This window comes from Streptomyces sp. NPDC029138, assembly GCF_055564375.1.
Genome location: NZ_JBVHWM010000075.1, coordinates 1 through 23,247 on the forward strand (window position 1 = coordinate 1; position 23,247 = coordinate 23,247).

Annotated in this window: 20 protein-coding genes and 2 pseudogenes; 11 read left to right on the forward strand and 11 right to left on the reverse strand. The window is 72.3% G+C overall.

The annotated features are described in order from the left end of the window. Together ACZ4WH_RS37250 and ctaC are read right to left on the reverse strand one after the other, a co-directional pair. Positions 1-249: pseudogene (locus ACZ4WH_RS37250) on the reverse strand (aa3-type cytochrome oxidase subunit I); the annotation flags it as partial. After that, positions 246-1,205, reverse strand: coding sequence for an aa3-type cytochrome oxidase subunit II (gene ctaC, locus ACZ4WH_RS37255; protein WP_468189317.1), 960 nt, complete (start codon positions 1,203-1,205; stop codon positions 246-248). The gene ctaC and the pseudogene ACZ4WH_RS37250, both read right to left, overlap by 4 nt. Before the next feature lie 281 nt (positions 1,206-1,486). On the opposite strand from ctaC, the gene ACZ4WH_RS37260 reads away from it, so the two are divergent. Continuing rightward, on the forward strand, positions 1,487-2,863 hold the full coding sequence (locus ACZ4WH_RS37260) for an aminotransferase class V-fold PLP-dependent enzyme (RefSeq protein WP_468189319.1): 1,377 nt from the start codon (positions 1,487-1,489) through the stop codon (positions 2,861-2,863). Positions 2,864-2,996: 133 nt separating this feature from the next. On the opposite strand, the gene ACZ4WH_RS37265 is transcribed toward ACZ4WH_RS37260, so the two are convergent. Further along, complete coding sequence (locus ACZ4WH_RS37265; RefSeq protein WP_468189321.1) at positions 2,997-3,971, reverse strand: carbohydrate kinase family protein; 975 nt, start codon at positions 3,969-3,971, stop codon at positions 2,997-2,999. Between the two features lie 130 nt (positions 3,972-4,101). On the opposite strand from ACZ4WH_RS37265, the gene ACZ4WH_RS37270 reads away from it, so the two are divergent. After that, positions 4,102-4,311: a hypothetical protein gene (locus ACZ4WH_RS37270; RefSeq protein WP_468189323.1), complete on the forward strand. Its 210-nt coding sequence runs from the start codon at positions 4,102-4,104 to the stop codon at positions 4,309-4,311. A 99-nt stretch (positions 4,312-4,410) separates the two neighbouring features. Further along, complete coding sequence (locus tag ACZ4WH_RS37275) at positions 4,411-5,943, forward strand: hypothetical protein (RefSeq protein ID WP_468189325.1); 1,533 nt, start codon at positions 4,411-4,413, stop codon at positions 5,941-5,943. A gap of 142 nt (positions 5,944-6,085) precedes the next feature. Here ACZ4WH_RS37275 and ACZ4WH_RS37280 read toward each other — a convergent pair whose 3' ends face one another. Beyond that, on the reverse strand, positions 6,086-6,442 hold the full coding sequence (locus tag ACZ4WH_RS37280; RefSeq protein ID WP_028422454.1) for an iron-sulfur cluster assembly accessory protein: 357 nt from the start codon (positions 6,440-6,442) through the stop codon (positions 6,086-6,088). A 264-nt stretch (positions 6,443-6,706) separates the two neighbouring features. On the opposite strand from ACZ4WH_RS37280, the gene nadA reads away from it, so the two are divergent. Then, entirely contained in the window at positions 6,707-7,894 is a 1,188-nt protein-coding gene (nadA, locus tag ACZ4WH_RS37285; RefSeq protein WP_468189327.1) for a quinolinate synthase NadA, read from the forward strand. Positions 7,895-7,961: 67 nt separating this feature from the next. On the opposite strand, the gene ACZ4WH_RS37290 is transcribed toward nadA, so the two are convergent. From ACZ4WH_RS37290 to ACZ4WH_RS37300, 3 genes are all read right to left on the reverse strand, one after another. Then, positions 7,962-11,063 carry an efflux RND transporter permease subunit gene (locus tag ACZ4WH_RS37290; protein WP_468189329.1) on the reverse strand — a complete coding sequence of 1,034 codons (3,102 nt, stop codon included), beginning with the start codon at positions 11,061-11,063 and terminating at the stop codon, positions 7,962-7,964. A 132-nt stretch (positions 11,064-11,195) separates the two neighbouring features. Then, positions 11,196-11,876, reverse strand: coding sequence for a response regulator (locus tag ACZ4WH_RS37295; RefSeq protein ID WP_468189331.1), 681 nt, complete (start codon positions 11,874-11,876; stop codon positions 11,196-11,198). Next, on the reverse strand, positions 11,873-13,099 hold the full coding sequence (locus ACZ4WH_RS37300; RefSeq protein WP_468189333.1) for a sensor histidine kinase: 1,227 nt from the start codon (positions 13,097-13,099) through the stop codon (positions 11,873-11,875). Before ACZ4WH_RS37300 ends, ACZ4WH_RS37295 begins: the two co-directional genes overlap by 4 nt. A 169-nt stretch (positions 13,100-13,268) precedes the next feature. On the opposite strand from ACZ4WH_RS37300, the pseudogene ACZ4WH_RS37305 reads away from it, so the two are divergent. Then, a pseudogene (locus ACZ4WH_RS37305) lies at positions 13,269-13,493 on the forward strand (hypothetical protein); the annotation flags it as partial. Positions 13,494-13,508: 15 nt separating this feature from the next. Here ACZ4WH_RS37305 and pspAA read toward each other — a convergent pair. Together pspAA and ACZ4WH_RS37315 are read right to left on the reverse strand one after the other, a co-directional pair. Further along, a complete protein-coding gene (pspAA, locus tag ACZ4WH_RS37310) occupies positions 13,509-13,787 on the reverse strand; it encodes a PspA-associated protein PspAA (protein ID WP_468189335.1) in 279 nt (92 codons plus the stop codon). A gap of 33 nt (positions 13,788-13,820) precedes the next feature. After that, complete coding sequence (locus ACZ4WH_RS37315; RefSeq protein WP_468189387.1) at positions 13,821-14,588, reverse strand: PspA/IM30 family protein; 768 nt, start codon at positions 14,586-14,588, stop codon at positions 13,821-13,823. Positions 14,589-14,880: 292 nt separating this feature from the next. Here ACZ4WH_RS37315 and ACZ4WH_RS37320 point away from each other — a divergent pair, with 292 nt between their 5' ends. The 3 genes from ACZ4WH_RS37320 (at position 14,881) to ACZ4WH_RS37330 (ending at position 17,464) form a co-directional block, all read left to right on the forward strand. Further along, complete coding sequence (locus tag ACZ4WH_RS37320; protein WP_468189337.1) at positions 14,881-15,510, forward strand: DUF3043 domain-containing protein; 630 nt, start codon at positions 14,881-14,883, stop codon at positions 15,508-15,510. 83 nt (positions 15,511-15,593) lie between these two features. Next, positions 15,594-16,328, forward strand: coding sequence for a class I SAM-dependent methyltransferase (locus ACZ4WH_RS37325; protein WP_468189339.1), 735 nt, complete (start codon positions 15,594-15,596; stop codon positions 16,326-16,328). Between the two features lie 56 nt (positions 16,329-16,384). Then, a complete protein-coding gene (locus ACZ4WH_RS37330) occupies positions 16,385-17,464 on the forward strand; it encodes a S1C family serine protease (protein WP_468189341.1) in 1,080 nt (359 codons plus the stop codon). Positions 17,465-17,500: 36 nt separating this feature from the next. Here ACZ4WH_RS37330 and ACZ4WH_RS37335 read toward each other — a convergent pair whose 3' ends face one another. Continuing rightward, positions 17,501-17,710, reverse strand: a complete 210-nt coding sequence (locus ACZ4WH_RS37335; protein WP_208031829.1) for a hypothetical protein — start codon at positions 17,708-17,710, stop codon at positions 17,501-17,503. 165 nt (positions 17,711-17,875) lie between these two features. Between ACZ4WH_RS37335 and ACZ4WH_RS37340 the strand changes: the two genes are divergently transcribed. Then, complete coding sequence (locus ACZ4WH_RS37340; RefSeq protein WP_468189343.1) at positions 17,876-19,078, forward strand: bifunctional adenosylcobinamide kinase/adenosylcobinamide-phosphate guanylyltransferase; 1,203 nt, start codon at positions 17,876-17,878, stop codon at positions 19,076-19,078. A gap of 74 nt (positions 19,079-19,152) precedes the next feature. On the opposite strand, the gene ACZ4WH_RS37345 is transcribed toward ACZ4WH_RS37340, so the two are convergent. After that, positions 19,153-20,136: a class I SAM-dependent methyltransferase gene (locus ACZ4WH_RS37345; protein ID WP_468189345.1), complete on the reverse strand. Its 984-nt coding sequence runs from the start codon at positions 20,134-20,136 to the stop codon at positions 19,153-19,155. 134 nt (positions 20,137-20,270) lie between these two features. Here ACZ4WH_RS37345 and cobT point away from each other — a divergent pair, with 134 nt between their 5' ends. Both cobT and ACZ4WH_RS37355 read left to right on the forward strand, forming a co-directional pair. Beyond that, the gene (gene cobT / locus ACZ4WH_RS37350) at positions 20,271-21,371 is read left to right on the forward strand and encodes a nicotinate-nucleotide--dimethylbenzimidazole phosphoribosyltransferase (RefSeq protein ID WP_468189347.1); all 1,101 of its coding nucleotides are present in this window, start codon (positions 20,271-20,273) and stop codon (positions 21,369-21,371) included. A 65-nt stretch (positions 21,372-21,436) separates the two neighbouring features. Continuing rightward, on the forward strand, positions 21,437-23,233 hold the full coding sequence (locus ACZ4WH_RS37355) for a phosphatidylglycerol lysyltransferase domain-containing protein (RefSeq protein WP_468189349.1): 1,797 nt from the start codon (positions 21,437-21,439) through the stop codon (positions 23,231-23,233). Positions 23,234-23,247 lie beyond the last annotated feature (14 nt).

Below are 23,247 nucleotides of genomic sequence, written 5' to 3' on the forward strand. Positions count from 1 at the left end.
GAACTGCTCGTTCGACATGATCTGAAGGCCCGGCCGGGCCAGCTCGGCGCGCATGATCAGCGCCATCACGCCACCGATCAGGAAGAACGCGAACGACGTCGCCAGATAGAGCGTGCCGATCGTCTTGTGGTCGGTGGTCGTCAGCCACTTCACCACGACATTGCCGGGCTGCTTGCGCCGGACCGGCAGCTCGTCGGCGTGCGAGCCTTCAGCTGCCGCGGCACCCTGGGGTTCGTTGAGGATGCTCACAGGATGTTCGTCCTCTGGTTCTTCTCGTGGCTCGTCTGCGCGATGCCGGCCGGGATGTAACCGGTCTGCCCCTTCGCCGCGAGCTCCTTGAGGTGCTTCTCGTACGCTGCCGGAGAGACGACCTTCACGTTGAACAGCATCCGGGAGTGGTCGACGCCGCAGAGCTCGGCGCACTTGCCGAGGAAGGTGCCCTCCTTGTTCGGAGTCACCTGGAAGGAGTTCGTGCGGCCCGGGATGACGTCCTGCTTCATCAGGAACGGCACCACCCAGAAGGAGTGGATGACGTCACGCGAAGTGAGGACGAAGCGGACCGTCTTGCCCTTGGGCAGCCACAGCGTCGGGCCGGGGTTGTTCGTCTGCGGGTTCCGCGTGCCGGGCGTACCGACGTCGTAGACACCGCCGGCGTTCGCCGGGAACTGCTTCCGCAGCTGGTCCGAGATGGCGACCAGGTTCTTGTCGGTCCTGGCGTCACCGGTGGAACCCGGAACGTTCTCGATGTAGTTGAAGCCCCAGCTCCACTGGAAGCCGACCACGTTGACCGTGACGTCGGGCTTCTTGGACATGTCGAGGAGCTTCGACTCGTCCCGGGCCGTGAAGTAGAAGAGCACCGAGATGATGATGATCGGGACCACCGTGTACAGGGCCTCGATCGGCATGTTGTACCGAGTCTGCGGAGGAACCTCGACCTTGGTGCGGCTGCGCCGGTGGAACATGGCGCTCCACAGGATCAGGCCCCACACCAGCACGCCGACGGCGAGCGCGGCAGCCCAGGAGCCCTGCCACAGGGAGAGGATCCGCGGAGCCTCTTCCGTGGTCGGGGTGGGCATGCCAAGGCGGGGGAAGTCCTTGTATGTGCAACCGGTTGCGGTCGCCAGGACCAGGCCCGCGGTCAGTGCCTGCAGCAGCTTCCGCCGCATCGGGCGCCGCGGCGAGCGGTCGGAGCCGTTGGGACTCACGTAGCGCCTTCCCGAGAGTCTCGCCCGCGCGGTCGGCTGCGGCCTTCTCGCTGGTCGGTCGCCGCCCTGCGTCGGGCAGGGGTTTGGATGTTTATGCGGACCAAACCCTAGCCGACGCTCTCCGAGGGTTCGCGGGGAGGGGGGCCTACTAACTCGGGTTGTTCGCTTGATTGGCGGCTGCGGGTGCGTTGTGGCTGGTCGCGCCCCGCGGGGGAGCCGCTGACGTCACGGCCCCGCGCCCCTTGGGCGCGCTGCCCTGACCGGCGGTTTAGCGTTGCCGTATGGCCTACTTTGACGCTGCTTCCGCCACTCCTCTCCATCCCGTGGCCCGCCAGGCCCTGTTGGCCTCTTTGGATGACGGGTGGGCCGATCCCGCCCGGCTCTACCGGGAGGGACGCAAGGCGCGGATGTTGCTGGACGCCTCGCGGGAGGCGGCTGCGGAGGCCGTCGGCTGCCGGGCGGACGAGGTGGTGTTCACGCAGTCCGGCACCCGGGCCGTACACAGCGGGATCGCGGGGGCGTTGGCCGGGCGGCGGCGGGTGGGACGCCACCTGATCGTGTCCGCTGTCGAACACTCCTCCGTACTCCATTCGGCGGAGGTGTTCGAGGCGGAGGGGGGCACCGTGACCCAGGTGGCCGTCGACCGGGCCGGAACCGTCGATCCCTCGGGGTACGCGGCCGCGCTCCGGGCGGACACCGCGCTGGCGTGCCTCCAGTCGGCCAACCACGAGGTGGGCACCGTGCAGCCGGTGGCCGAGGTGGCCGAGGTGTGCCGGGCGGCCGGGGTGCCCCTGCTGGTGGACGCGGCGCAGTCGCTGGGCTGGGGGCCGGTCGAGGGCGACTGGTCGCTGCTCGCGGCCAGCGCGCACAAGTGGGGCGGGCCGTCGGGGGTCGGGCTGCTCGCCGTACGCAAGGGGGTGCGGTTTTCCGCGCAAGGTCCGGTGGACGAGCGGGAGTCGGGCCGGGCGCCCGGGTTCGAGAACATCCCGGCGATCGTGGCGGCCGTGGCCTCGCTGCGCGCGGTGCGGGCCGAGGCGGCCCAGGAGGCGGTACGGCTGCGGGAGCTGACGGAGCGGATCCGGGCGCGGGTGCCGGGACTGGTGGCGGACGTGGAGGTGGTCGGCGACGCCGTGCGCCGGCTGCCCGGGATCGTCACGTTCTCCTGCCTCTACGTCGACGGCGAGGCACTGCTGCACGAGCTGGACCGGGCCGGCTTCTCGGTCTCCTCCGGCTCCTCCTGCACGAGCAGCACGCTGACCCCCAGCCATGTGCTGAAGGCGATGGGGGTGCTGAGCGAGGGGAACGTACGGGTGTCCCTGCCGCCCGGTACGGCGGAGGCGGACGTGGAGCGGTTCCTGGAGGTGCTGCCGGAGGCGGTGGCGGGCGTCCGGGAGAAGCTGGGGGCGCCGGCTCCGACGACGGCCGTCCAGGCGGAGGAACTGGTCGTCGACTCCCTCGGCAAGCGGTGCCCGATCCCGGTCATCGAGCTGGCGAAGGTGTTCGGCCGGGTGCCGGTGGGCGGCACCGTCCGGGTCCTCTCCGACGACGAGGCGGCCCGCCTGGACATCCCGGCGTGGTGCGAGATGCGGGGGCAGGAGTACGTCGGGGAGGAGCCGGCGGAGAGGGGAACGGCGTACGTGGTGCGCCGGGTGAGCTGAGGGGGGTCCGGGGGCGGAGCCCCCGAAGGGACGCGGGGCTGCGTCCATATGCGGCTCCGCCGCGCGGGCGCGACCAGCCACAGCGGACCCGCAGTCGACGACGGACCCACCGTGGCGGACGAGTAGTCGCAGCTCAGCTCAGGTGAGCCCGCACTTCCTGACCCGCCTCGTCGCCGTACGCCTTCACGAACCGCTCCATGAAGTGCCCCCGCCGCAACTGGTACTCCTGCGTGCCCACGGTCTCGATGACCAGCGTGGCCAGCATGCACCCCACCTGGGCGGCGCGCTCCAGGGAAACACCCCAGGCCAGCCCCGACAGGAACCCCGCGCGGAAGGCGTCGCCGACACCCGTGGGGTCGGCCTTGCGCTCCTCCTCCGGGCAGCCGACCTCGATCGGGTCCTCGCCGGTCCGCTCGATGCGCACACCGCGCGAGCCGAGCGTGGTGACCCGGTGACCGACCTTCGCCAGGATCTCCGCGTCGGTCCAGCCGGTCTTGGACTCGATCAGCCCCTTCTCGTACTCGTTGGAGAAGAGGTAGGTCGCCCCGTCCAGCAGTATCCGGATCTCCTCGCCCTCCATCCGGGCGATCTGCTGGGAGAAGTCGGCGGCGAACGGGATGTTCCGGGAGCGGCACTCCTCGGTGTGGCGGAGCATCGCCTCGGGGTCGTCGGCGCCGATGAGGACGAGGTCGAGGCCGCCGACGCGGTCGGCGACCGTCTTCAGCTCGATCAGCCGGGCCTCGCTCATCGCGCCGGTGTAGAAGGAGCCGATCTGGTTGTGGTCGGAGTCCGTGGTGCACACGAAGCGGGCGGTGTGCAGGGTCTCGGAGATACGGACCGAGTCGGTGTCGACGCCGTGCCGGTCGAGCCAGGCCCGGTACTCGTCGAAGTCGAAGCCGGCGGCGCCGACCAGGATGGGCGCGGTACCGAGCTGGCCCATGCCGAAGGCGATGTTGGCGCCGACGCCGCCGCGGCGGACGTCGAGGTTGTCGACCAGGAAGGAGAGCGAAACCGTGTGCAGCTGGTCCGCGACGAACTGGTCGGCGAAGCGGCCGGGGAAGGTCATGAGGTGGTCAGTGGCGATGGAGCCGGTGACTGCGATGCGCACGACGGGGATTCTCCTGCGGGAGGCTGGGTTGACAGTTCACGCTACCCGGTCGGAGGCCGCCACTGAAGCTGGCAAAACTACCCGATAGTAGCTCTTTTTTCGCAGCCCGGGCCGTGCCTACGGTGCGGGCATGACGAACCTCAAGGTCACCTCTTCCGCCCCGGCCGATCTCGACGGCGACCTCGCCGCGCTGCGTGGCGACTGCGCCCGGATGGCGCCGCACTGGGCGGTCCCGGAGCACACCGAGTCCCGGCCGGTGCCGCCGTCCCTCATCCACGGGGTGAGCGTGCCGGCGCGGTCCGCCCGGCTGCTGGACGCGATGTCGGACTACGGCGACTGACCGAGGGCGCGAGCCCGGGAACCGCGCGCTCCCCTCCCGCGTCCCATCGCCGTCCCCCGCGCAGGGAACGCGGGACACGACCCAGCGAGGAGCGATGCGGTGAACACCGAGCGGCCTGAGAACTCCGGCGCCCCCGAGGAGCGCGACCAGTCCCCGACGGATCCGCAGTCGACAACGGCGGACCCGGGGCGGACCAGTGGTCGACGCCCCACCGCCGTCATCGTCGCCGTCGCCACCGCGGCCGTCCTCCTGATCGGCGGCGGTGGCGCCTACCTCGCCGCGAGCAACGGCACGGACGGCCGTACGGGCGGTCCGGCCGCCCCCGGCGGAGCCCACGGCACTCCCCCGCCGCTCACCCTGGACGGCTGGGCGAACTCCGGAACCGGCGGTATCGCGCCCGGCGAGCCGGACCCGTACGGCGCCCGGTACGTGGCGCGGGGCGAGCTGCCGGACGGGCCCGGCTCGGCGCCGGTGTACGAGCCGGGGGCCGAGGTCGGCCGGGAGCAGGTCGTCCGGCTGGCGAAGGCGCTCGGGGCCGACGGGGCGCCGGTGGCCGAGGGGCGGATCTGGCGGGTCGGCGGCCAGGACGGCTCCGGACCGAGGCTGACGGTGAACCGGGACGCGCCGGGCAGCTGGAGCTTCGACCGGTACGCGCCCGGCACCGACAACTGCCGGAAGGTGACCGTCTGCGCGCAGGACCCGGGCGCTCCGGCCGGCGACCCGGTGAGCGTGGCCGACGCCGAGAAGGCGGCGGCACCGGTGCTGAAGGCGGCGGGGCTGGACGACGCGAAGCTCGACGCGAGCCAGGTCATGGGCGCCCGGCGGGTGGTCGACGCCGACCCGGTCATCGGCGGGCTGCCCACGTACGGCTGGACGACCGGCCTGACCGTCGACCGGAACGGCGAACTGGTCGGCGGGCACGGGCTGCTGGCGGCGCCGGTGAAGGGCGACACGTATCCCGTGGTCGGCGCGGCGAAGACGCTGGAGCTGATGAACGGGGCGGTGAAGGACGACCACCGGATGGGGATCGGCGGGTGCGCGAGCCCGGAGCCGCTGAAGGACCGGCTGGAGCAGCCGTGCGGCGCGTCCACGGGGGCACCGAAGGCGGCCCGGGACACGGTGACGGTCGAGAAGGCGGTCTTCGGGCTGGCCGCGCACTCCGTCGGCGGGCGGCAGACGCTGGTGCCGTCCTGGCTGTTCCAGGTGCGGGGGTCCACGGCGGGGGGCGCGTTCACGGTGACGTATCCGGCGGTCGACCCGGCGTACCTGACCTCGGCGTCCGCGTCCGCCGCGCCGGAGCCGTCCCAGCCGTCCCAGGCGCCCGGGAAGAGCCGGAGCGTGAAGGTGAACGCCTACACGGCCGACGGGCGGACGCTGAACCTGAGCTTCTACGGCGGGGTGTGCGCGGACTACAAGACGTCGGCGCGGGAGAGCGGCGGCCGGGTGACGGTGACGGTCACCGAGAAGCCCTGGCCGGGCCGGGTGTGCATCCTGATCGCCAAGGAGTACGTGAAGACCGTGACGCTGGACGCGCCGCTGGACGGGCGGACGGTGGTCGGCACGGACGGCAGGGCGGTCCCGAAGGCGGAGCCGGGCTCGCTGCGGCCGGACGCGTCGGCGCGGCCGCGCTGACCGGGCAGCAAGTGAAGGCGGCGCCTCCGGACGCGGAACCCAGGCGGCGGCCCCCGCGCCCGGAACGCGAAGGCGGCGGCCCCCTGAAGGGGACCGCCGCCTTTCCCGACCGTCGGACCGTACGGCCCTGCCGGCCGTCGGCTCAGCTGAAGGAGTCGCCGCAGGCGCAGGAGCCGGTCGCGTTCGGGTTGTCGATCGTGAAGCCCTGCTTCTCGATCGTGTCCACGAAGTCGATGGTGGCGCCGCCCAGGTACGGAGCGCTCATGCGGTCCGTGACGACCTTGACCCCGCCGAAGTCCTTCTCCACGTCACCGTCGAGCGAGCGCTCGTCGAAGAAGAGCTGGTAGCGCAGGCCGGAGCAGCCGCCGGGCTGGACGGCGACGCGCAGCGCGAGGTCGTCGCGGCCTTCCTGGTCGAGCAGGGCCTTGACCTTGGCCGCGGCGGCGTCGGTCAGGATGATGCCGTCGGTGACGGTGGTGGTCTCGTCCGATACGGACATCTACATCTCTCCCGGGTTGTACGGAGACTGCTTGCCGACGAGTGCAACCGGCGCTTCCGCGGATTCATTCCGGGCCGGGCATTCGCGTTGTCGCGTTTTTGCTTCCGACTTCATGCTCGCACATGCCCACGGGCGCCGACAGCGGCCTGCGGAGGGACCCGAGCGGGATTCACGTCACATGGACGCTATGGCCATCGTCAAACTGACGTGAACCAGTTATGATAGATAGCGTCAGTTAGACGAAAAGTAGAAAGGGTGCGTGCCGTGACCACCGCCCAGACCACGGAGCTCGACGTGCAGCCGACTCCGCTCGCCCTGCTGCTGCTCGGCCGCGAGGCCGACCCGAAGAGCGAGCGGGGCGTCGAGTGTCCCGGAGATCTCCCGTCGCCCTCGGACCCCGACCTGGTCGAGCGCGCCCGCGCCGCCAAGGCCCGGCTCGGCGACAAGGTCTTCGTCCTCGGCCACCACTACCAGCGCGACGAGGTCATCCAGTTCGCGGATGTCACGGGCGACTCCTTCAAGCTGGCCCGGGACGCGGCCGCGCGCCCGGAGGCCGAGTACATCGTCTTCTGCGGTGTGCACTTCATGGCCGAGTCGGCGGACATCCTGACCTCCGACGACCAGAAGGTCGTCCTGCCCGACCTCGCCGCCGGCTGCTCCATGGCCGACATGGCGACGGCCGAGCAGGTCGCGGAGTGCTGGGACGTGCTGACCGAGGCGGGTGTCGCCGAGCAGGTGGTCCCGGTGTCGTACATGAACTCCTCGGCCGACATCAAGGCGTTCACCGGCAAGCACGGCGGCACGATCTGCACCTCGTCCAACGCCAAGCGCGCCCTCGACTGGGCCTTCGAGCAGGGGGAGAAGGTCCTCTTCCTGCCGGACCAGCACCTGGGCCGCAACACCGCCGTCCGTGACATGGGGATGTCCCTGGACGACTGTGTGGTCTACAACCCGCACAAGCCGAACGGCGGGCTGACGGCCCAGGAACTGCGGGCCGCGAAGATGATCCTGTGGCGGGGGCACTGCTCGGTCCACGGCCGGTTCAGCCTGGACTCGGTCAACGACGTACGTGCCCGTATCCCCGGCGTGAACGTCCTGGTCCACCCCGAGTGCAAGCACGAGGTCGTGGCGGCGGCGGACTACGTCGGCTCCACCGAGTACATCATCAAGGCCCTGGAGGCGGCCCCGGCCGGGTCCAAGTGGGCGATCGGCACGGAACTGAACCTGGTCCGCCGCCTGGCGAACCGTTTCGCGCCGGAGGGCAAGGAGATCGTCTTCCTCGACAAGACGGTCTGCTTCTGCTCGACCATGAACCGCATCGACCTCCCCCACCTGGTCTGGGCGCTGGAGTCCCTGGCCGAGGGCAACCTGGTCAACCGCATCGAGGTCGACAAGGAGACGGAGGCGTTCGCCAAGCTGGCCCTGGAGCGGATGCTCGCGCTTCCCCAGTGAGCGGGAAGGGCCGGGTCTGCGACGAGACCCGGCCCTTCGTCATGCCCTCACACTGCGGCTCGTGCCGTCACACTCCGGCCGGTTCCGGCACCTTCTCCGCTGTCGGCCGGTTCTTCGCCGCCCGCTTCTTCGCCCGGCGCTCCTTGCGAAGCTCCAGCATCGCGTAGAGCGTCGGGACCAGGAGGAGCGTCAGCAGGGTGGAGGTGATCAGGCCGCCGATGACGACCACGGCGAGAGGCTGGGCGATGAAGCCGCCCTCGCCGGTGACGCCCAGGGCCATCGGGAGCAGCGCGAAGATCGTCGCCAGCGCCGTCATGAGGATCGGGCGGAGGCGGTGCCGGCCGCCCTCGACCACGGCTTCCACCACGCCGTAGCCCTGCGCCCGGTACTGGTTGATCAGGTCGATCAGCACGATCGCGTTGGTCACCACGATGCCGATCAGCATCAGCATGCCGATCATCGCGGGCACGCCCATCGGGGTGCCGGTGGCGACCAGCAGACCGATCGCGCCCGTCGCCGCGAACGGGATGGAGACCAGCAGGATCAGCGGCTGGGCGAGCGAGCGGAACGTCGCGACCAGGAGCATGAAGACGATCGCGATGGCCGCCAGCATGGCCAGCCCCAGGTTCTTGAACGCGTCGTCCTGGTCGGAGGACACACCGCCGATCTCGGCCGTGACGCCCGCCGGCAGCTTCAGGTCCTTGATCTTCGACTGGAGCTTGGTGCTGATCGCACCGGTGTTGTCACCCGTCGGCCTGGCCGTGATCGTGGCGGCACGCTGCCCGTCGATGCGGGTCATGGACACCGGCCCGTCGACCAGCTTCACCGTGGCGATGTCACCGAGCTTCACGGGGCCGAGGCGCAGCGCCTTCAGCTGGGCCAGCGTGGTCGCGGGCTTGGCCGACCTCACGACGACGTCCCGCTCGGTGTCGTCGAGGACCGCCTTGGCCGCCGTGGTACCGCGTACGGCCTGTGCCACCGCGGCGCCCAGCTTCTGGTCGTCGAACCCGGCCGCCGCCGCCTTCGCGTTCGCCTTGACCGAGATCCGCGGCACGCTCTGCGCGAGGTCGCTGGTGACGTCCGTGACGTGGTCGAGGCCGGCGACCGTGGAGCGGACCTGCTCCGCCGCCGTCCGCAGCACCTCGGAGTCGGACGCCTTGACGACCACGCTGAGGTCCTGGTCGCCGAAGCCGTCACCGGCCGACACGGTGGTCGTACCGCTGCCCTTGAGCTTCTTGAGGCCGTCCTGGAGATGCTTCCGCACGTCGTCGTAGGACGCGGAGTCCTTCAGCATCACCTGGTACGACGCCTGGTTGGTGTCGGTGCCGCCGCCGAAGGCCGCCATGAAGCCGGACGAGCCGACGGTGACCTGGTAGTCCTTCACGCCCTCGGTGGAGGCGAGCAGCTTCTCCACCCGCTTGGCCTGCGCGTCGGTGGCGGCGAGGCTGGTGCCGGGCTTCAGCTCCTGCTTGACGGTGAGGACTTCCTGGTCGCCCTGGTCGAAGAAGTTCGTCTTCAGCAGGCCGGACATGCCGAACGTGACGACGAGGACGACGATCGCGATGAGCACGCTGGTGAGCCGGCGGCGCGTCGCGAACCGCAGGACGGGGACGTACGCCCGCTGGAGGCGGCTGTTCGCCTCCTTCTCCTCGGCCTTGCGGCGGGCCTCCGCCGCGTCGTCGGGGGTGCCCTTCGGGGCGCGCAGGAACCAGTACGACAGGACCGGCACGACCGTCAGCGACACGAGCAGGGACGCCAGCAGCGCCGCCGTCACCGTGAGGCTGAACGAGCCGAACAGGGCGCCCACCATGCCGCCGACCAGGCCGATCGGCAGGAACACGGCGACCGTGGTGAGGGTGGAGGAGGTGACCGCGCCGGCCACCTCGCGCACCGCAGTGAGGATCGCCTCCTTGCGCTCCTCGCCGTAGCCGAGGTGCCGCTTGATGTTCTCCAGGACCACGATCGAGTCGTCGACGACCCGGCCGATGGCGATGGTCAGCGCGCCGAGGGTGAGCATGTTCAGCGACAGCCCGCGCGTCCACAGCACGATCAGGGCCAGCACCACCGACAGCGGGATGGAGACCGCCGTCACCAGCGTCGAGCGGATCGACGCGAGGAAGACCAGGATCACCAGGACCGCGAAGAGCAGGCCGAGCGCGCCCTCCGTGGTCAGGCCCTTGATGGACTTGGACACGGCCGGGCCCTGGTCGCTGACGACCGTCAGCCGGGCGCCGGAACCGAGGTCCTCGCGCAGGCCGGGCAGCTTGTCCTCGACCGCGTTCGAGATGGAGACCGCGCTGCCGTCGTGGTCCATCGTGACGTTGACGGCGAGGCTGGGCCGGCCGTCGGTGCGGGTGAGGGAGTCGGCCGGGGCCGGCTGCTCCTTCACGGTGGCCACGGCGCCGAGGCGCACCGGCCGCTTCACGCCCTCGCCGGTGACCATCAGGTCCTTGATCTGCTGGAGCGAGGTGAATCCGCCGCCGACCTGGACGGTGCGGTTGGCGCCGTCCTCGTCGAAGGAGCCGGCCGGTACGGTCGCGCCGCCCGCCTGGAGGGCCTGGCCGAGCGCGGCCGACGTGAGGCCGGCCCGCGCGAGCTTGGCGTCGTCCGGGGTGACGGTGACCTGGAGGTCGCGGACGCCGGTGACCTGGACGCGGCCGACGCCGTCGATGTCCTTCAGCGCCGGTACGACCGTCGTGTCGAGCTGGTCGGCGAGGGCCTGCTGGTCCTTGTCGGAGGTGACGGCGAGTACCACGGTCGGCATGTCGTCCGTGGAGCCGGAGACGACCTGCGGGTCGACGTCGTCCGGGAGCTGGTTGCGGGCCCGGTTCACGGCCTGCTGGACGTCGGAGACGATCCGCTTGGTGTCGTTGCCGTAGTCGAAGGACGCCATGATCACGGCGTTGCCCTCACTGGCGGTGGAGGTGACACCGGTGACGCCGTCGACGCCCTGGAGGTTGTCCTCGATCGGCTCGACGACCTGCTTCTCGACCACGTCGGGCGAGGCGCCCTGGTACGGCGCGATCACCGACACCATGGGCAGTTCGATGGTGGGCAGAAGCTGCTGCTTGATCTGGGGTATCGCGATCAGCCCGAAGGCGAGCGCGATGAGGGACACGAGCCCGACGAGGGCCCGTTGCGCGAGGCTGAATCTGGACAGCCAGGACATGGGTGAGGGTCTCTCTTCGGTGAGCGGCAGAAGTCTCCACCACCCTGAGCCATCCCAGAGGGCCGTTCCGTAGGTCCCAGGTCCCGTTCCTTCAGCGGCCCCTACTCCCCGCGCAGTAGACGCGGGTGGAGATCACTCCATCCTCGGACGTACCAGCCCCGACTCGTACGCGATGACGACGAGCTGGGCCCGGTCCCGCGCGCCCAGCTTGGCCATGGCCCGGTTGACGTGCGTCTTCACCGTCAGCGGGCTGACCGTCAGCCGCTCGGCGATCTCGTCGTTGGAGTGGCCGCCGGCGACCTGGACGAGGACTTCCCGCTCCCGGCCGGTGAGCGTGCCGAGCCGCTCGGAGCGGGCGGGGTCGGGGCCGTCGCCGTCGTCGCCCCGGGCGAGGAAGCGGGCGATCAGGCCCTTGGTGGCGGCGGGAGACAGCAGGGCCTCACCGCCCGCCGCGACCCGGATGGCGTTCAGCAGCTCCTCCGGCTCGCTGCCCTTGCCGAGGAAGCCGGAGGCACCGGCGCGCAACGCCTGGACGACGTAGTCGTCGACCTCGAAGGTGGTCAGGATGACCACGCGGACCTGCGCGAGGGACGGGTCGGCGCTGATCTGCCGGGTGGCGGCGAGGCCGTCGGTACCGGGCATCCGGATGTCCATGAGGACGACGTCGGGGCCGTGCTCCTGGGCCAGCCGGACCGCCTCGGCGCCGTCCGAGGCCTCCCCGACCACCTCCATGTCGGGCTCGGAGTCGACCAGCACCCGGAACGCGCTGCGCAGCAGTGCCTGGTCGTCGGCGAGCAGGACACGGATGGTCATACGGGCTCCCCCTGGGCCGTCGTCGTCTTGACGGGCAGGATCGCATGGACGCGGAAGCCGCCGCCGTAGCGGGGTCCGGTGGTCAGGGTGCCGCCGAGGGCGGTGACCCGCTCCCGCATGCCGAGCAGCCCGTGCCCGCCGCCGGCCTCGGGCGTGGCGGGCGTGCCGGGCTTGCCCGGGCCGTCGTCCAGGACGGTGACCTCCACGTTCGGTCCGACGCGTACGACGCTCACCTCGGCCTCGGCCTCGGCGCCCGCGTGCTTGCGCACATTGGTCAGGGCCTCCTGGACGATCCGGTAGGCGGCCAGGTCGACGGCGGCGGGAAGCTCGGTGCCCTGGTCGGCGCGGGCCACGGACACCGGCAGGCCCGCGCTGCGGAAGGTGTCGGCCAGCTCCTCCAGGCGGCTCAGGCCCGGGGCGGGTTCCGTGGGGGCCTCGGGGTCGCCGCTCTGGCGGAGCAGGCCGACGGTGGCGCGGAGTTCGTCGAGCGCGCTGCGGCTGGCCTGGCGGACGTGCGCGAGGGCCTCCTTGGCCTGGTCGGGCCGCTTGTCCATGACGTGCGCGGCGACCCCGGCCTGCACGTTCACCAGGGCGATGTGGTGGGCGACGACGTCGTGCAGATCGCGGGCGATGCGCAGCCGCTCCTCGGCGACCCGGCGGCGGGCCTCCTCCTCGCGGGTGCGTTCGGCGCGCTCGGCCCGGTCCCGGATGGCCTGGACGACGGCGCGGCGGCTGCGTACGGCGTCGCCGGCGGTGGCGCCGATGCCCGTCCAGGCGAGGACGCCGAGGTTCTCCTGGGCGTACCAGGGCAGCGGGCCGCCGAGCATGGCGGCGGCCGTCAGCACGGTCATGGTGAGCAGGCCGAGGCGCCAGGTAGTGGAGCGGTCGGTGGTCGCGGCGACGGTGTACAGAGCGATGACGGCGGACATCGCGACCGGGGCGCGGGGGTCTCCGGTGACGCACTCGACGAGGGAGAGCGTGCCGGTGACGGCGAGGACCGTCTTGGGCGCCCGGCGCCGGAAGACGAGCGCCGCCGCGCCGGCCAGCATGAGGACGAGGCTGAGGGCGGCCGGGGTGCGGACGCCCCAGGTCAGGCCGTGGTGGCCCTGGGGCGTGGCGAAGGAACCGGCGACCATGCAGGCCAGCACGCCGGCGGCGAGCGCAGCGTCCGCCGCCAGGGGGTGCGCCTTGAGGCCGCACCGGGCGCGTTCGAGAGTGCTCACGGTGTGCACAGTACGGGCCCGGTACCGGGGAGCGCCCCGAAGGGGCGCGGGGAACCGCGCGAACGACCACACACGACCCGCAGCCGCCGCACCCCACCACCCCCGAGCTATCAGGCACCGCGTCGCCCGACGGACCGTCAGCCGTCAGATGCCGCTGACCGAGCGTCCGTGGGACGGGGTCGCCGGGCACCGGCCGGTGAAGGTGCTGGATCTGCCGACGGCGGACGCGGGCGGCTGGGAGTCCGTGGTGTCCGTGCCCGGCCTGACCGCCGCCGGCGCCCGGGTGCGGCTGATCACCGACGCCGGGGCGGCCGACCTCTACGGCGACGGCACCGAGGCGAAGGACCTCACCCACCCGGAGTGGCAGAAGTCCCGCAGCACCTGGTTCACGCTGAACCGACCCGGGGCCTCAGCCCGGGATCAGCCCGTCGTCGCTGAGCATCTCCCGGACCTCCTCCAGCGTGGCGTCCGGCCCCGGGAGGATCAGCTCGGAGGGTTCCAGCGCGTCGTCCGGGAGCGGGGTGCCGAGCCGGCGGACGGAGGCGAGGAGGGCGCCGAGCGTGCGGCGGAAGCCCTCCTCGTCACCGCTCTCCATCTCCTTCAGCAGCTCGTCGTCCAGCTCGTTCAGCTCGACGACGTGGGAGTCGTCCAGCGTCACCTGGCCCTCCCCCATGATCCGTACGATCACGTCGGCCTCCTCGGCTCGGGCCCCGGCGCCGGGCTACTGCTTGTCGAAGCGCGGGGTGTCCTGCGGCTGCTGCTGGGACTGCTCCTGACCGGTGCCGCCCTCGATGGCCTGCTGCGGGGAGCCTCCCCCGGCCAGCTCGGCCTTCATGCGTTGCAGTTCCAGCTCTACATCCGTACCACCGGAGAGCCGGTCCAGCTCGGCCTGGAGGTCGTCCTTGTGCATGCCGGTGGGGTCGTCCAGGGCGCCCGAGGCGAGCAGTTCGTCGAGGGCGCCGGCCCGGGCCTGGAGCTGGGCGGTCTTGTCCTCGGCGCGCTGGATGGCGAGGCCGACGTCGCCCATCTCCTCGGAGATGCCGGAGAAGGCCTCGCCGATGCGGGTCTGGGCCTGGGCGGCGGTGTAGGTGGCCTTGATGGTCTCCTTCTTGGTACGGAAGGCGTCCACCTTGGCCTGGAGGCGCTGGGCCGCCAGGGTGAGCTTCTCCTCCTCGCCCTGGAGGGTCGCGTGCTGGGTTTCGAGGTCCGTGACCTGCTGCTGGAGGGCGGCGCGGCGGGACAGCGCCTCACGGGCCAGGTCCTCACGGCCGAGCGCGAGCGCCTTGCGGCCCTGGTCCTCCAGCTTGGAGGACTGCTGCTGCAACTGGTTGAGCTGGAGTTCCAGGCGCTTGCGGGACGTGGCGACGTCGGCGACGCCACGGCGGACCTTCTGGAGCAGCTCCAGCTGCTTCTGGTACGAGTAATCGAGGGTCTCGCGCGGGTCCTCGGCCCGGTCAAGGGCCTTGTTCGCCTTCGCGCGGAAGATCATCCCCATACGCTTCATGACACCGCTCATGGGCTTCGCGCGCCCCCTTCTGACGGACTCCAGCTCACAGATCCTGCGACAGGACCCACAGTACGGGCCCTGCCTCCATTACCGCACTGTTCGCGGGGCGATGCGCTCATCCCCGAGGACGACTGCGGACCGTACCGCTCCGGCGTAGGGAGTAGGTGATCCACCCTGATGCCACCCTGACACCGCCGGAAGCCCTCTGTGTGTCCCCTCTGTCCCCCTGGAGACGTCCGGCGTTGCCGGATCGTTCCCCACCGGACTGGGGTCCATGCCGGTGCAGCCCTTACCCTTGGGTTTTGTGTTCCGTAGCCGTGCCAAGGAAGAGAAGGCCCCGACCGCCGACAAGGCGCCGGTGACCCTCTCCAAGCAGCCCCGCGACCCGCAGGCCCCGAAGGGCAGGCCCACGCCCAAGCGCAGTGAGGCCCAGACCCAGCGCCGCAGCGTCGCCCGTACGCCCACGAACCGCAAGGAGGCCGCGAAGCGCCAGCGCGAGGAGCGGCGCCAGGCCCTGGAGCGGCAGCGCCAGGCGTTGGCCAGCGGTGACGAGCGGTATCTGCCGGCCCGGGACAAGGGCCCGGTCCGCAAGTTCGCCCGGAACTGGGTGGACTCGCGGTTCAACGTGGCGGAGTTCTTCCTGCCGCTCGCCGTGGTCATCCTGGTGCTGAGCGTGGTGCGGGTGCCCGCGATCCAGAGCATCGCGCTGCTGCTGTGGCTGATCGTGATCGTGCTGATCGTGCTGGACGCGGCGGTCAGCGGCTTGCGGCTGAAGAAGCGGCTCCAGGAGCGCTTCCCGGACGAGAACAAGCGCGGCGCGGTCGCCTACGCCCTGATGCGGTCCCTCCAGATGCGCCGGCTTCGGCTGCCGAAGCCGCAGGTCAAGCGCGGAGAGCGGCCCTGAGCGCTGACGCTTTCACCGGGGCCGCGGCCGATGCCCGGCTGGACGGGCTGGGCGGCCTGCGGGATGTCGTACGCCAGGAGCTGGTGGCCCGGCAGCTGGACGAGCAGATAGCCGGGCGGTTCCCGGTCGGGCAGCGGCTGCGGGTGCTCGACGTGGGGATGGGCCAGGGCACCCAGGCGGTGCGGCTGGCCCGGCTCGGTCACCATGTGACCGGGGTCGAGCAGGACGCGACGATGATCGCCGCCGCGCGGGAGGCCGTGGCCCGGGAGCCGGAGGGCATCCGGGAGCGGGTGCGGCTGGTGCGGGGCGACGGGCGGGACACCGGCGTGCACTTCCTGCCGGGCAGCTTCGACGTGGTGCTGTGCCACGGCGTACTGATGTACGTGGAGGAGCCGGACCCGCTGGTGGCGGGCCTGGCCCGGGTGCTGGCGCCCGGCGGCCTGCTCTCCCTGCTGGTCCGCAACGGCGACGCGCTCGCGATGCGCCCGGGCCTGTCCGGGGACTGGTCGTCCGCCCTGGCCGCCTTCGACGCCACCGCCCACCTCCCCCGTCCTCGAACGGACGCGGACGCGGGGACCCCCGTCCGCCTCGGTCCGGACCTCCGGGCCGACCGGCTCGCGGCCCTCACCGCCACGCTCGACGGCATCGCCGCCCCGCTGCACGCCTGGTACGGCGTCCGGGTCTTCACGGACACGGCGGACGACGCGGCGATCCCCGAGGACCTGGAGACGCTGCTCGCGGTCGAGGAGCGGGCCGGGCGCACGGACCCCTACCGCGGGGTGGCGGCGCTGCTGCATCTGTGCGGGGTACGGGGCTGAGCCCGTTCGGGGCAACAGCGCGGGACGGGTGATCACCGTGCGGTGAGACTCGGGACATGGACGCTTCCCGTACCCGCGCCCGTGCCCTCCGCGGCGCCGTCTTCGCCGTCGCGCTGGTGTGCTGCGCGGCCCTCGCCGCCGGCTGCACCGCCCCCGCCGCCCAGGCCGGGCGGGACACCGCGGCGGCCACGCGGGCGGCCCTGCCGATGGCCGCGAACGACCTCCAGAGCCAGTACCAGAAGGTCATCCGGGAGGTTCTGCCGTCGGTCGTGCAGATCCAGGCGAGCCGGGACCTTGGCTCCGGGGTGGTGTACGACGACAAGGGGCACATCGTCACCAACGCGCACGTGGTCGGCTCGGAGAAGACCTTCCAGGTGACCACGGCCAACAACGAGGAACCGCTCACCGCGAGCCTGGTCTACTCCTATCCCGAGCAGGATCTCGCCGTGATCCGGCTGGACAAGGTGCCGGCCGGGCTGAGGCCGGCGGTGTTCGGGGAGACCGACAAGGCGCAGGTCGGCCAGATCGTGCTGGCCATGGGGTCGCCGCTCGGGCTGTCGTCCAGCGTGACCCAGGGCATCGTCTCGGCGACCGGACGGACCGTCAGCGAGGGTGACACGGACGGCGGTACGGGCGCGACGATCGCGAACATGGTGCAGACCTCGGCCGCGATCAACCCCGGCAACAGCGGCGGCGCCCTGGTCGGCCTCGACGGGCGGGTGATCGGCATCCCGACGCTCGCGGCGGCCGACCCGACCTTCGGGAACGGCGCGGCGCCCGGCATCGGGTTCGCGATCCCGGCGTCGATGGTGCGGACGGTCGCCGACCAGATCGTCCGGGAGGGGAAGGTCGTCGAGTCCGGGCGGGCGGCCCTCGACATCACCGCGCGGACGGTCGTGGACGACCGCTACCAGCCGGCCGGGGTGGCGGTGGTCACCGTCCGCGCCGGCGGCGCGGCCGACCGGGCGGGCCTGCGCGCCGGCGACATCATCACCGGACTGGGTGACCGGCCCGTCACGACCATCACCTCACTCGCCGAGGCGCTGGCGGGGGACAAGCCGGGCCAGCGCACGACGGTGACCTACCAGCGGGACGGCACCGAGAAGACGGTCGAGGTGACACTGGGCGAGCAGTGAGGAGGGTGACCCCTCCTCACCCCGTTCACGGCCGGGTCACGCGTCGGCGTGCAGGCTCATCGGCCCGTAGATCTCGGTGGTCTCCTCGAACAGCCGCACCTGGTCGGCCCCGCCCTCCAGCAGCGCCTTCCAGTGCTCCCCGATCCAGGACTCGGCATCCCCCTGCGTGGTGAACTCCTCGGGCTGCACCGCCGGCTGGACCTCCGTCCCGTCGGCCTTCTCGAACCGCCACGTCCATGCCGTCATCTGGGCCTCCTTCGATCCAACACCTGCCCCCGCAGCGTATGCGCTCGGCCCGGTCGCCCGTTAGAGGCGGTGGATCGTCCGCGGCCCGGGCGCGTCCCGCACCGGCGCCTCCTGGGGGGGGGCCGCCGGTGCGCGAGACCCGCGGGGGCAGGCGAAAATCAGTCCGTGGAAGTAACTCTGCTCGGTACCGGTGCCCCGGCGGGACTGCCTCGCCCCGACTGTTCCTGTGCCGCGTGCGCGACCGCGCTCGGTCCCAACGCGCGGGCCGCGACCGCGGCGCTCGTCGACGGGACGCTGCTGCTCGACCTGACGCCGGGCGCGGCGTTCGCGGCGGCCCGCGCCGGGCAGTCGCTGGGCGGGGTACGGCAGGTGCTGCTGTCGCATCCGCACGAGGGCCCGGCGGTGGAGGTGCCGGCCGGGCTGCCGCAGCCCGGCCGGGTGCCGGACGGGCGGGAGTTGGCGCTGCTGACGGGGCATCGGGTGCGGGCCGTGGCGATGGACGCGGGCGGCACCGGGTACGCGGTGACCGGGCCGGACGGGAAGCGGCTGCTGTATCTGCCGCCGGGCGGGGCGCCGGCGGGCCTGGAGGAGGCGACGGCGGAGTCGTACGACATGCTCCTCGCGGACGTCGTGGGCCGTCCCGACGCGCTCGCCCGGCTCCGCGCGGTCGGCTCGGTCGGCCCCACGACGGACGTGCTCGCCGTCCACCTGGACCACGATGTGCCGCCCGGCGCGGAGTTGCGGCGCCGGCTCGCGGCGGCGGGGGCGCGGGCGGTGCCGGACGGTACGACGCTGGTCGTGGGGGCGTACGAGGAGGTACCGGACGTGCCCCGGCGGACGCTGGTGCTGGGCGGGGCACGCTCGGGCAAGTCGGTGGAGGCGGAGCGGCGGCTGGAGGCGTTCCCCGAGGTGCTGTACGTGGCGACGGGCGGCGCGCGGGGCGGGGACACCGAGTGGGCGGCCCGGGTGGCCGTGCACCGGGAGCGGCGGCCGGGGTCGTGGCGTACGGCGGAGACGACGGACCTGGTGCCGGTGCTCGCGGAGGACGGGCCGCCGGTGCTGATCGACTGTCTGTCGCTGTGGCTGGCGGACGTGATGGATTCCGTGGGGGCGTGGGACGACGCGGAGTGGGCGGGCGGGGGTGAGAAGGCGTTGCGGGAGCGGGTGCGGGAGCTGACGGCGGCGGTGCGGGGGACTCGGCGGACCGTGGTGGCGGTGTCCAACGAGGTCGGCTCCGGGATCGTCCCCGCGACGGCTTCCGGCCGGCGCTACCGCGACGAACTCGGGCGCCTGAACGCGGCGTTCGCGAGCGAGTGCGAGCAGGTCCTGCTGGTGGTGGCGGGCCAGGCGTTGGTGCTCCGGGGCTGACGGGCCGCGCCCCGAAGGGCGCGGGGAACCGCGCGATCGGCCCCCGCGGACCCGCGGCCGGCGACGGTGCCCGGCTACCCCGCGTCCTTGCGCGCCACCACCCGGTACGCGTTGGAGAAGCGGGTGCGGCGGAACAGCGGAGCGCACCCGTGGTCCAGGGCCGAGGCCAGGGTGAGGACGGGCGTGGCCGCCAGTTGGACGAGCGGGTGGGTGTGGGCCACGGCGAGGGCGACCGCCGCCGAGAGGTCGTACGGCACATGCGGGGCCTTGCGGTCCATGACCAGGATCGTGCAGCCCAGGGACCGCAGTTCCGCGCGCAGGTTGGCCGGCGGCACCAGGTGCAGATGACGCGGCTGGCCGTACGGCAGCCACCACTTGCCCAGCAGCGCGGCGAACAGGCAGCGCGGGTCCGGGACTTCGACGACCAGGTGGCCGCCCCGCCGCAGCACGGTCAGCGCGGCGCGGAGTTCGGCGCGTGGGTCGGGCGCGTGCTGGAGATGGTGGAACATGGTGACGACGTCGTAGCGGGCGCGCAGGCGGGCCGCCATGCCGGGGGTCGTGAGGTAACCGCGGTGCGCCTCCTCCACGCGCCCTTCCAGGAGCGCCTGCTCCACCCGGGCCGTCGGGTCCAGCCCGTCGAAGCTGGTGTAGGGGAAGAACTCCTTCGCCGCCTCGGGGAAGCGCGCGTGGCCGGTGCCGACGTCCAGCCAGCTCTCCGGTTCCCGCAGCGCGGACAGCCGCCAGGCGGTGGCGCGGTGCCGGCGGCGGACCGCCCGGGCGGGGAGGACGTACGCGGTGAACTCCGCCAGGTGTCTCTCGTAGAAGTCGCGGTGGAAGAAGGCGAGCCCCTCCGCGCTGAGCCGGGGGTTCTGGAAGGCGTGGCCGCAGTCCCGGCACGCGTCGAGGACGAACCTGCCCGACCGGTGCCGCAGCGGGTCGGGCGCGCGCAGCCGGGTGCGCAGGCGGGGGGAGCCGCACCAGGGGCAGTCCTCGCGGCGGGGCTCCTGGAAGGGGTCGTGGGGGGTGGTGATCTGCGGGGTGAGGGGCGAGGTCGGCATGGGCGTGCTCCCTGTGCGACATTCCGCGGCAAACCGGAACGTATGGGATCACGCTCTGAGGTGCAAAGACGTCGGAGGGGTGTGGTGTCGATGTGGCGCGGGGGTGTTCGTTCGCTGGCGGTACTGTTCGGCGAATGAGCAGCCTTAATCTGGACGACTTCACCGATCTGATCGAGCGCCCGGACGGGGGCGTACGCCGTGACGCCGAGGCCCGGCGCGAGCGCCAGATCGTGCCGCCGGGAGCCCTGGGCCGCCTCGACGAACTGGGCGAGTGGCTGGCCGCCGCGCGCGGCACCGTACCGGTACGGCCGGTCGAGCGGCCCCGGGTGGTGCTGTTCGCCGGCGACCACGGCATCGCGGAGCTGGGCGTCTCGGCGCGGCCGGCGGGCGGCGCGGAGCGGCTGGTGCGGGAGGTACTGGAGGGCGCGAGCCCGGTGGCCGTGCTCGCGCGCCGACTGGAGGTGCCCGTACGGGTCGTGGACATGGCCCTCGACTGCGACCCGGACGCCTTCCCGAAGGACGTGGTGCGGCACCGGGTGCGGCGGGGCAGCGGCCGTATCGACGTCGAGGACGCGCTCACCCTGGACGAGGCCGAGGCCGCGCTGCGGGCGGGGGTCGCGGTCGCCGACGAGGAGGCCGACTCGGGGACCGATCTGGTGGTGCTCGGCGATGTCAGCGTGGGCGGCACCACGCCGGCGGCCGTGCTGGTCGCGGCGCTGTGCGGCACCGACGCGTCCGTGGTGACCGGGCGGGGCGGAGTCGCGATCGACGACCTGGCGTGGATGCGCAAGTGCGCGGCGATCCGGGACGCACTGCGGCGGGCCCGGCCGGTGCTCGGGGACCAGGTGCAGTTGCTGGCGACCGTGGGCGGGGCGGACCTCGCGGCGATGACCGGGTTCCTGTTGCAGTGCGCGGTGCGGAAGCTGCCGGTGATCCTCGACGGGGTGGTGGCCGCCGCGTGCGCGCTGGTCGCGCAGCGGGTCGCGTTCCGGGCGCCGGACTGGTGGCTGGCCGGGCACGACAGCGGGGAGCCGGGCCAGGCGAAGGCGCTGGACCGGATGGCCCTGGAGCCGCTGCTGGAGCAGGGGGTGCGGGTCGGCGAGGGCGTCGGCGCGCTGCTGGCGCTGCCGCTGGTGCAGAGCGCCGCCGCGCTGGCCGCGGAGCTTCCCGAGAGGCCGGAGGCGGAGAAGGAGCCGGAGGAAGAGCGGGAGCCGGAGGAAGAGCGGGAAATGTGAGGCTGGTGCCGCTAACGGGCTGAAAAGTGCGGTTCATCAGAATCACACCCATATGATCCTGCTCCATGGGAGATGTCCGAATTGCCGTGGAGCAGCGAGCCGAGGCGGCGCGGACGGGTGAGCGGGCGCGGCGGTCCACCGGGGCTTCCCGGAGGGCCGCCGCGTTCGCCGTCTGGTATCTGCGGACCGTCGCCTTCATCAACTTCCTCAGCGCGGTGTGGGTCTCGCTCGGCCAGGACGTGCGCCGGCACAACCAGGACGACTTCTTCACGCCGTACCTGCTGACGGCCGGCTTCGCCTCCGGTGTGTTCACCGCCTTCCTCGCGATCACCATGCGGCGCCGGAAGCGGGCCGCGTGGATCCTCAACCTGGTGATGAGCGGGCTCTTCCTGGCCCTGTTCGCGTTCGCCATGGCGTTCCCGGAGATCCGGCGGTACGCGCAGAACTGGGTGTCCCTCGCGCTGACGGCCGCCTTCGTCGGCGCGCTGCTCGCCGGCCGCCGGGAGTTCTACGCCAAGGGCGACCGGTCCAACCCCCGGCTCGCGGCCACGGTGGCCGTCGGCGGCGGGCTGGTGGCGAGCCTGCTGGCCGGGCTGCTGGTGACGGTCACGAACCAGGCGCCGGACGCGGCCCGGTCGACGTTCCCGGAGCGCTGGCACTACGGCACCCTGCGTCTGGTGTCGGTGGCCGCCGAGGAGTCCCACTTCCCCGGGATCGACCCGCCGAACTGGGCCAACGTGGCGATCAACGTGCTCAGTACGGCCCTGGTCCTCGCCGTGTTCTACGCCGCCTTCCGCTCCCGGCGGGCCGTCGACCCGCTCGGCGAGGACGACGAGAAGCGGCTGCGGGCGCTGCTGGAGCGGCACGGCGACCGCGACTCGCTCGGCTACTTCGCGCTGCGCCGCGAGAAGAGCGTGGTGTGGTCGCCGACCGGGAAGGCCGCCGTCGCCTACCGGGTGGTCGGCGGGGTGAGCCTCGCGTCCGGCGATCCGATCGGGGACCCCGAGGCCTGGCCGGGGGCGATCGTGCCGTGGCTCGCGCAGGCGCGGGCGCACGGGTGGATCCCGGCGGTCATGGGGGCGAGCGAGGAGGCCGGGACGGTCTACACCCGGCACGGTCTCGACGCGCTGGAACTCGGGGACGAGGCGGTCGTGGAGGTCGCCGAGTTCACGCTGGAGGGCCGGGCGATGCGCACCGTCCGGCAGGCGTACAACCGGGTGAAGCGGGCCGGGTACCGGGTGCGCATCCGCCGGCACGAGGACATCCCGGCTCACGAGATGGCGTATCTGGTGGAGCGTGCCGACGACTGGCGGGACGGGGCGACCGAGCGCGGCTTCAGCATGGCGCTCGGCCGGCTCGGGGACCCCGAGGACGGCCGGTGCGTGATGCTGGAGTGCACGGACGCCGAGGGGCGGCTGCGGGCGCTGCTGTCCTTCGTGCCGTGGGGGCCGCACGGGCTGTCCCTGGACCTCATGCGGCGGGACCGGGACTCCGACAACGGACTGATGGAGTTCATGGTCATCGAGCTGCTGCGGCGGGCCGGCGAGATCGGGATCACGCAGGTCTCACTCAACTTCGCGATGTTCAGGTCGGTCTTCGAACGTGGCGCGCGCCTCGGTGCCGGACCGGTGCTGAGGCTGTGGCGGTCGCTGCTCAGCTTCTTCTCGCGCTGGTGGCAGATCGAGTCGCTGTACCGCGCCAACGCCAAGTACCGGCCCATCTGGGAGCCACGGTTCCTGCTCTTCGAGAAGAGCGCGGACCTACCGCGCATCGGCCTCGCCTCGGCCCGCGCGGAGGGGTTCCTGGAGGCGCCGGGGCTGCCCAAGTGGCTGCATCGCAGGCAGCTGGGCACGCACCGATGAGACACGCTCGACGG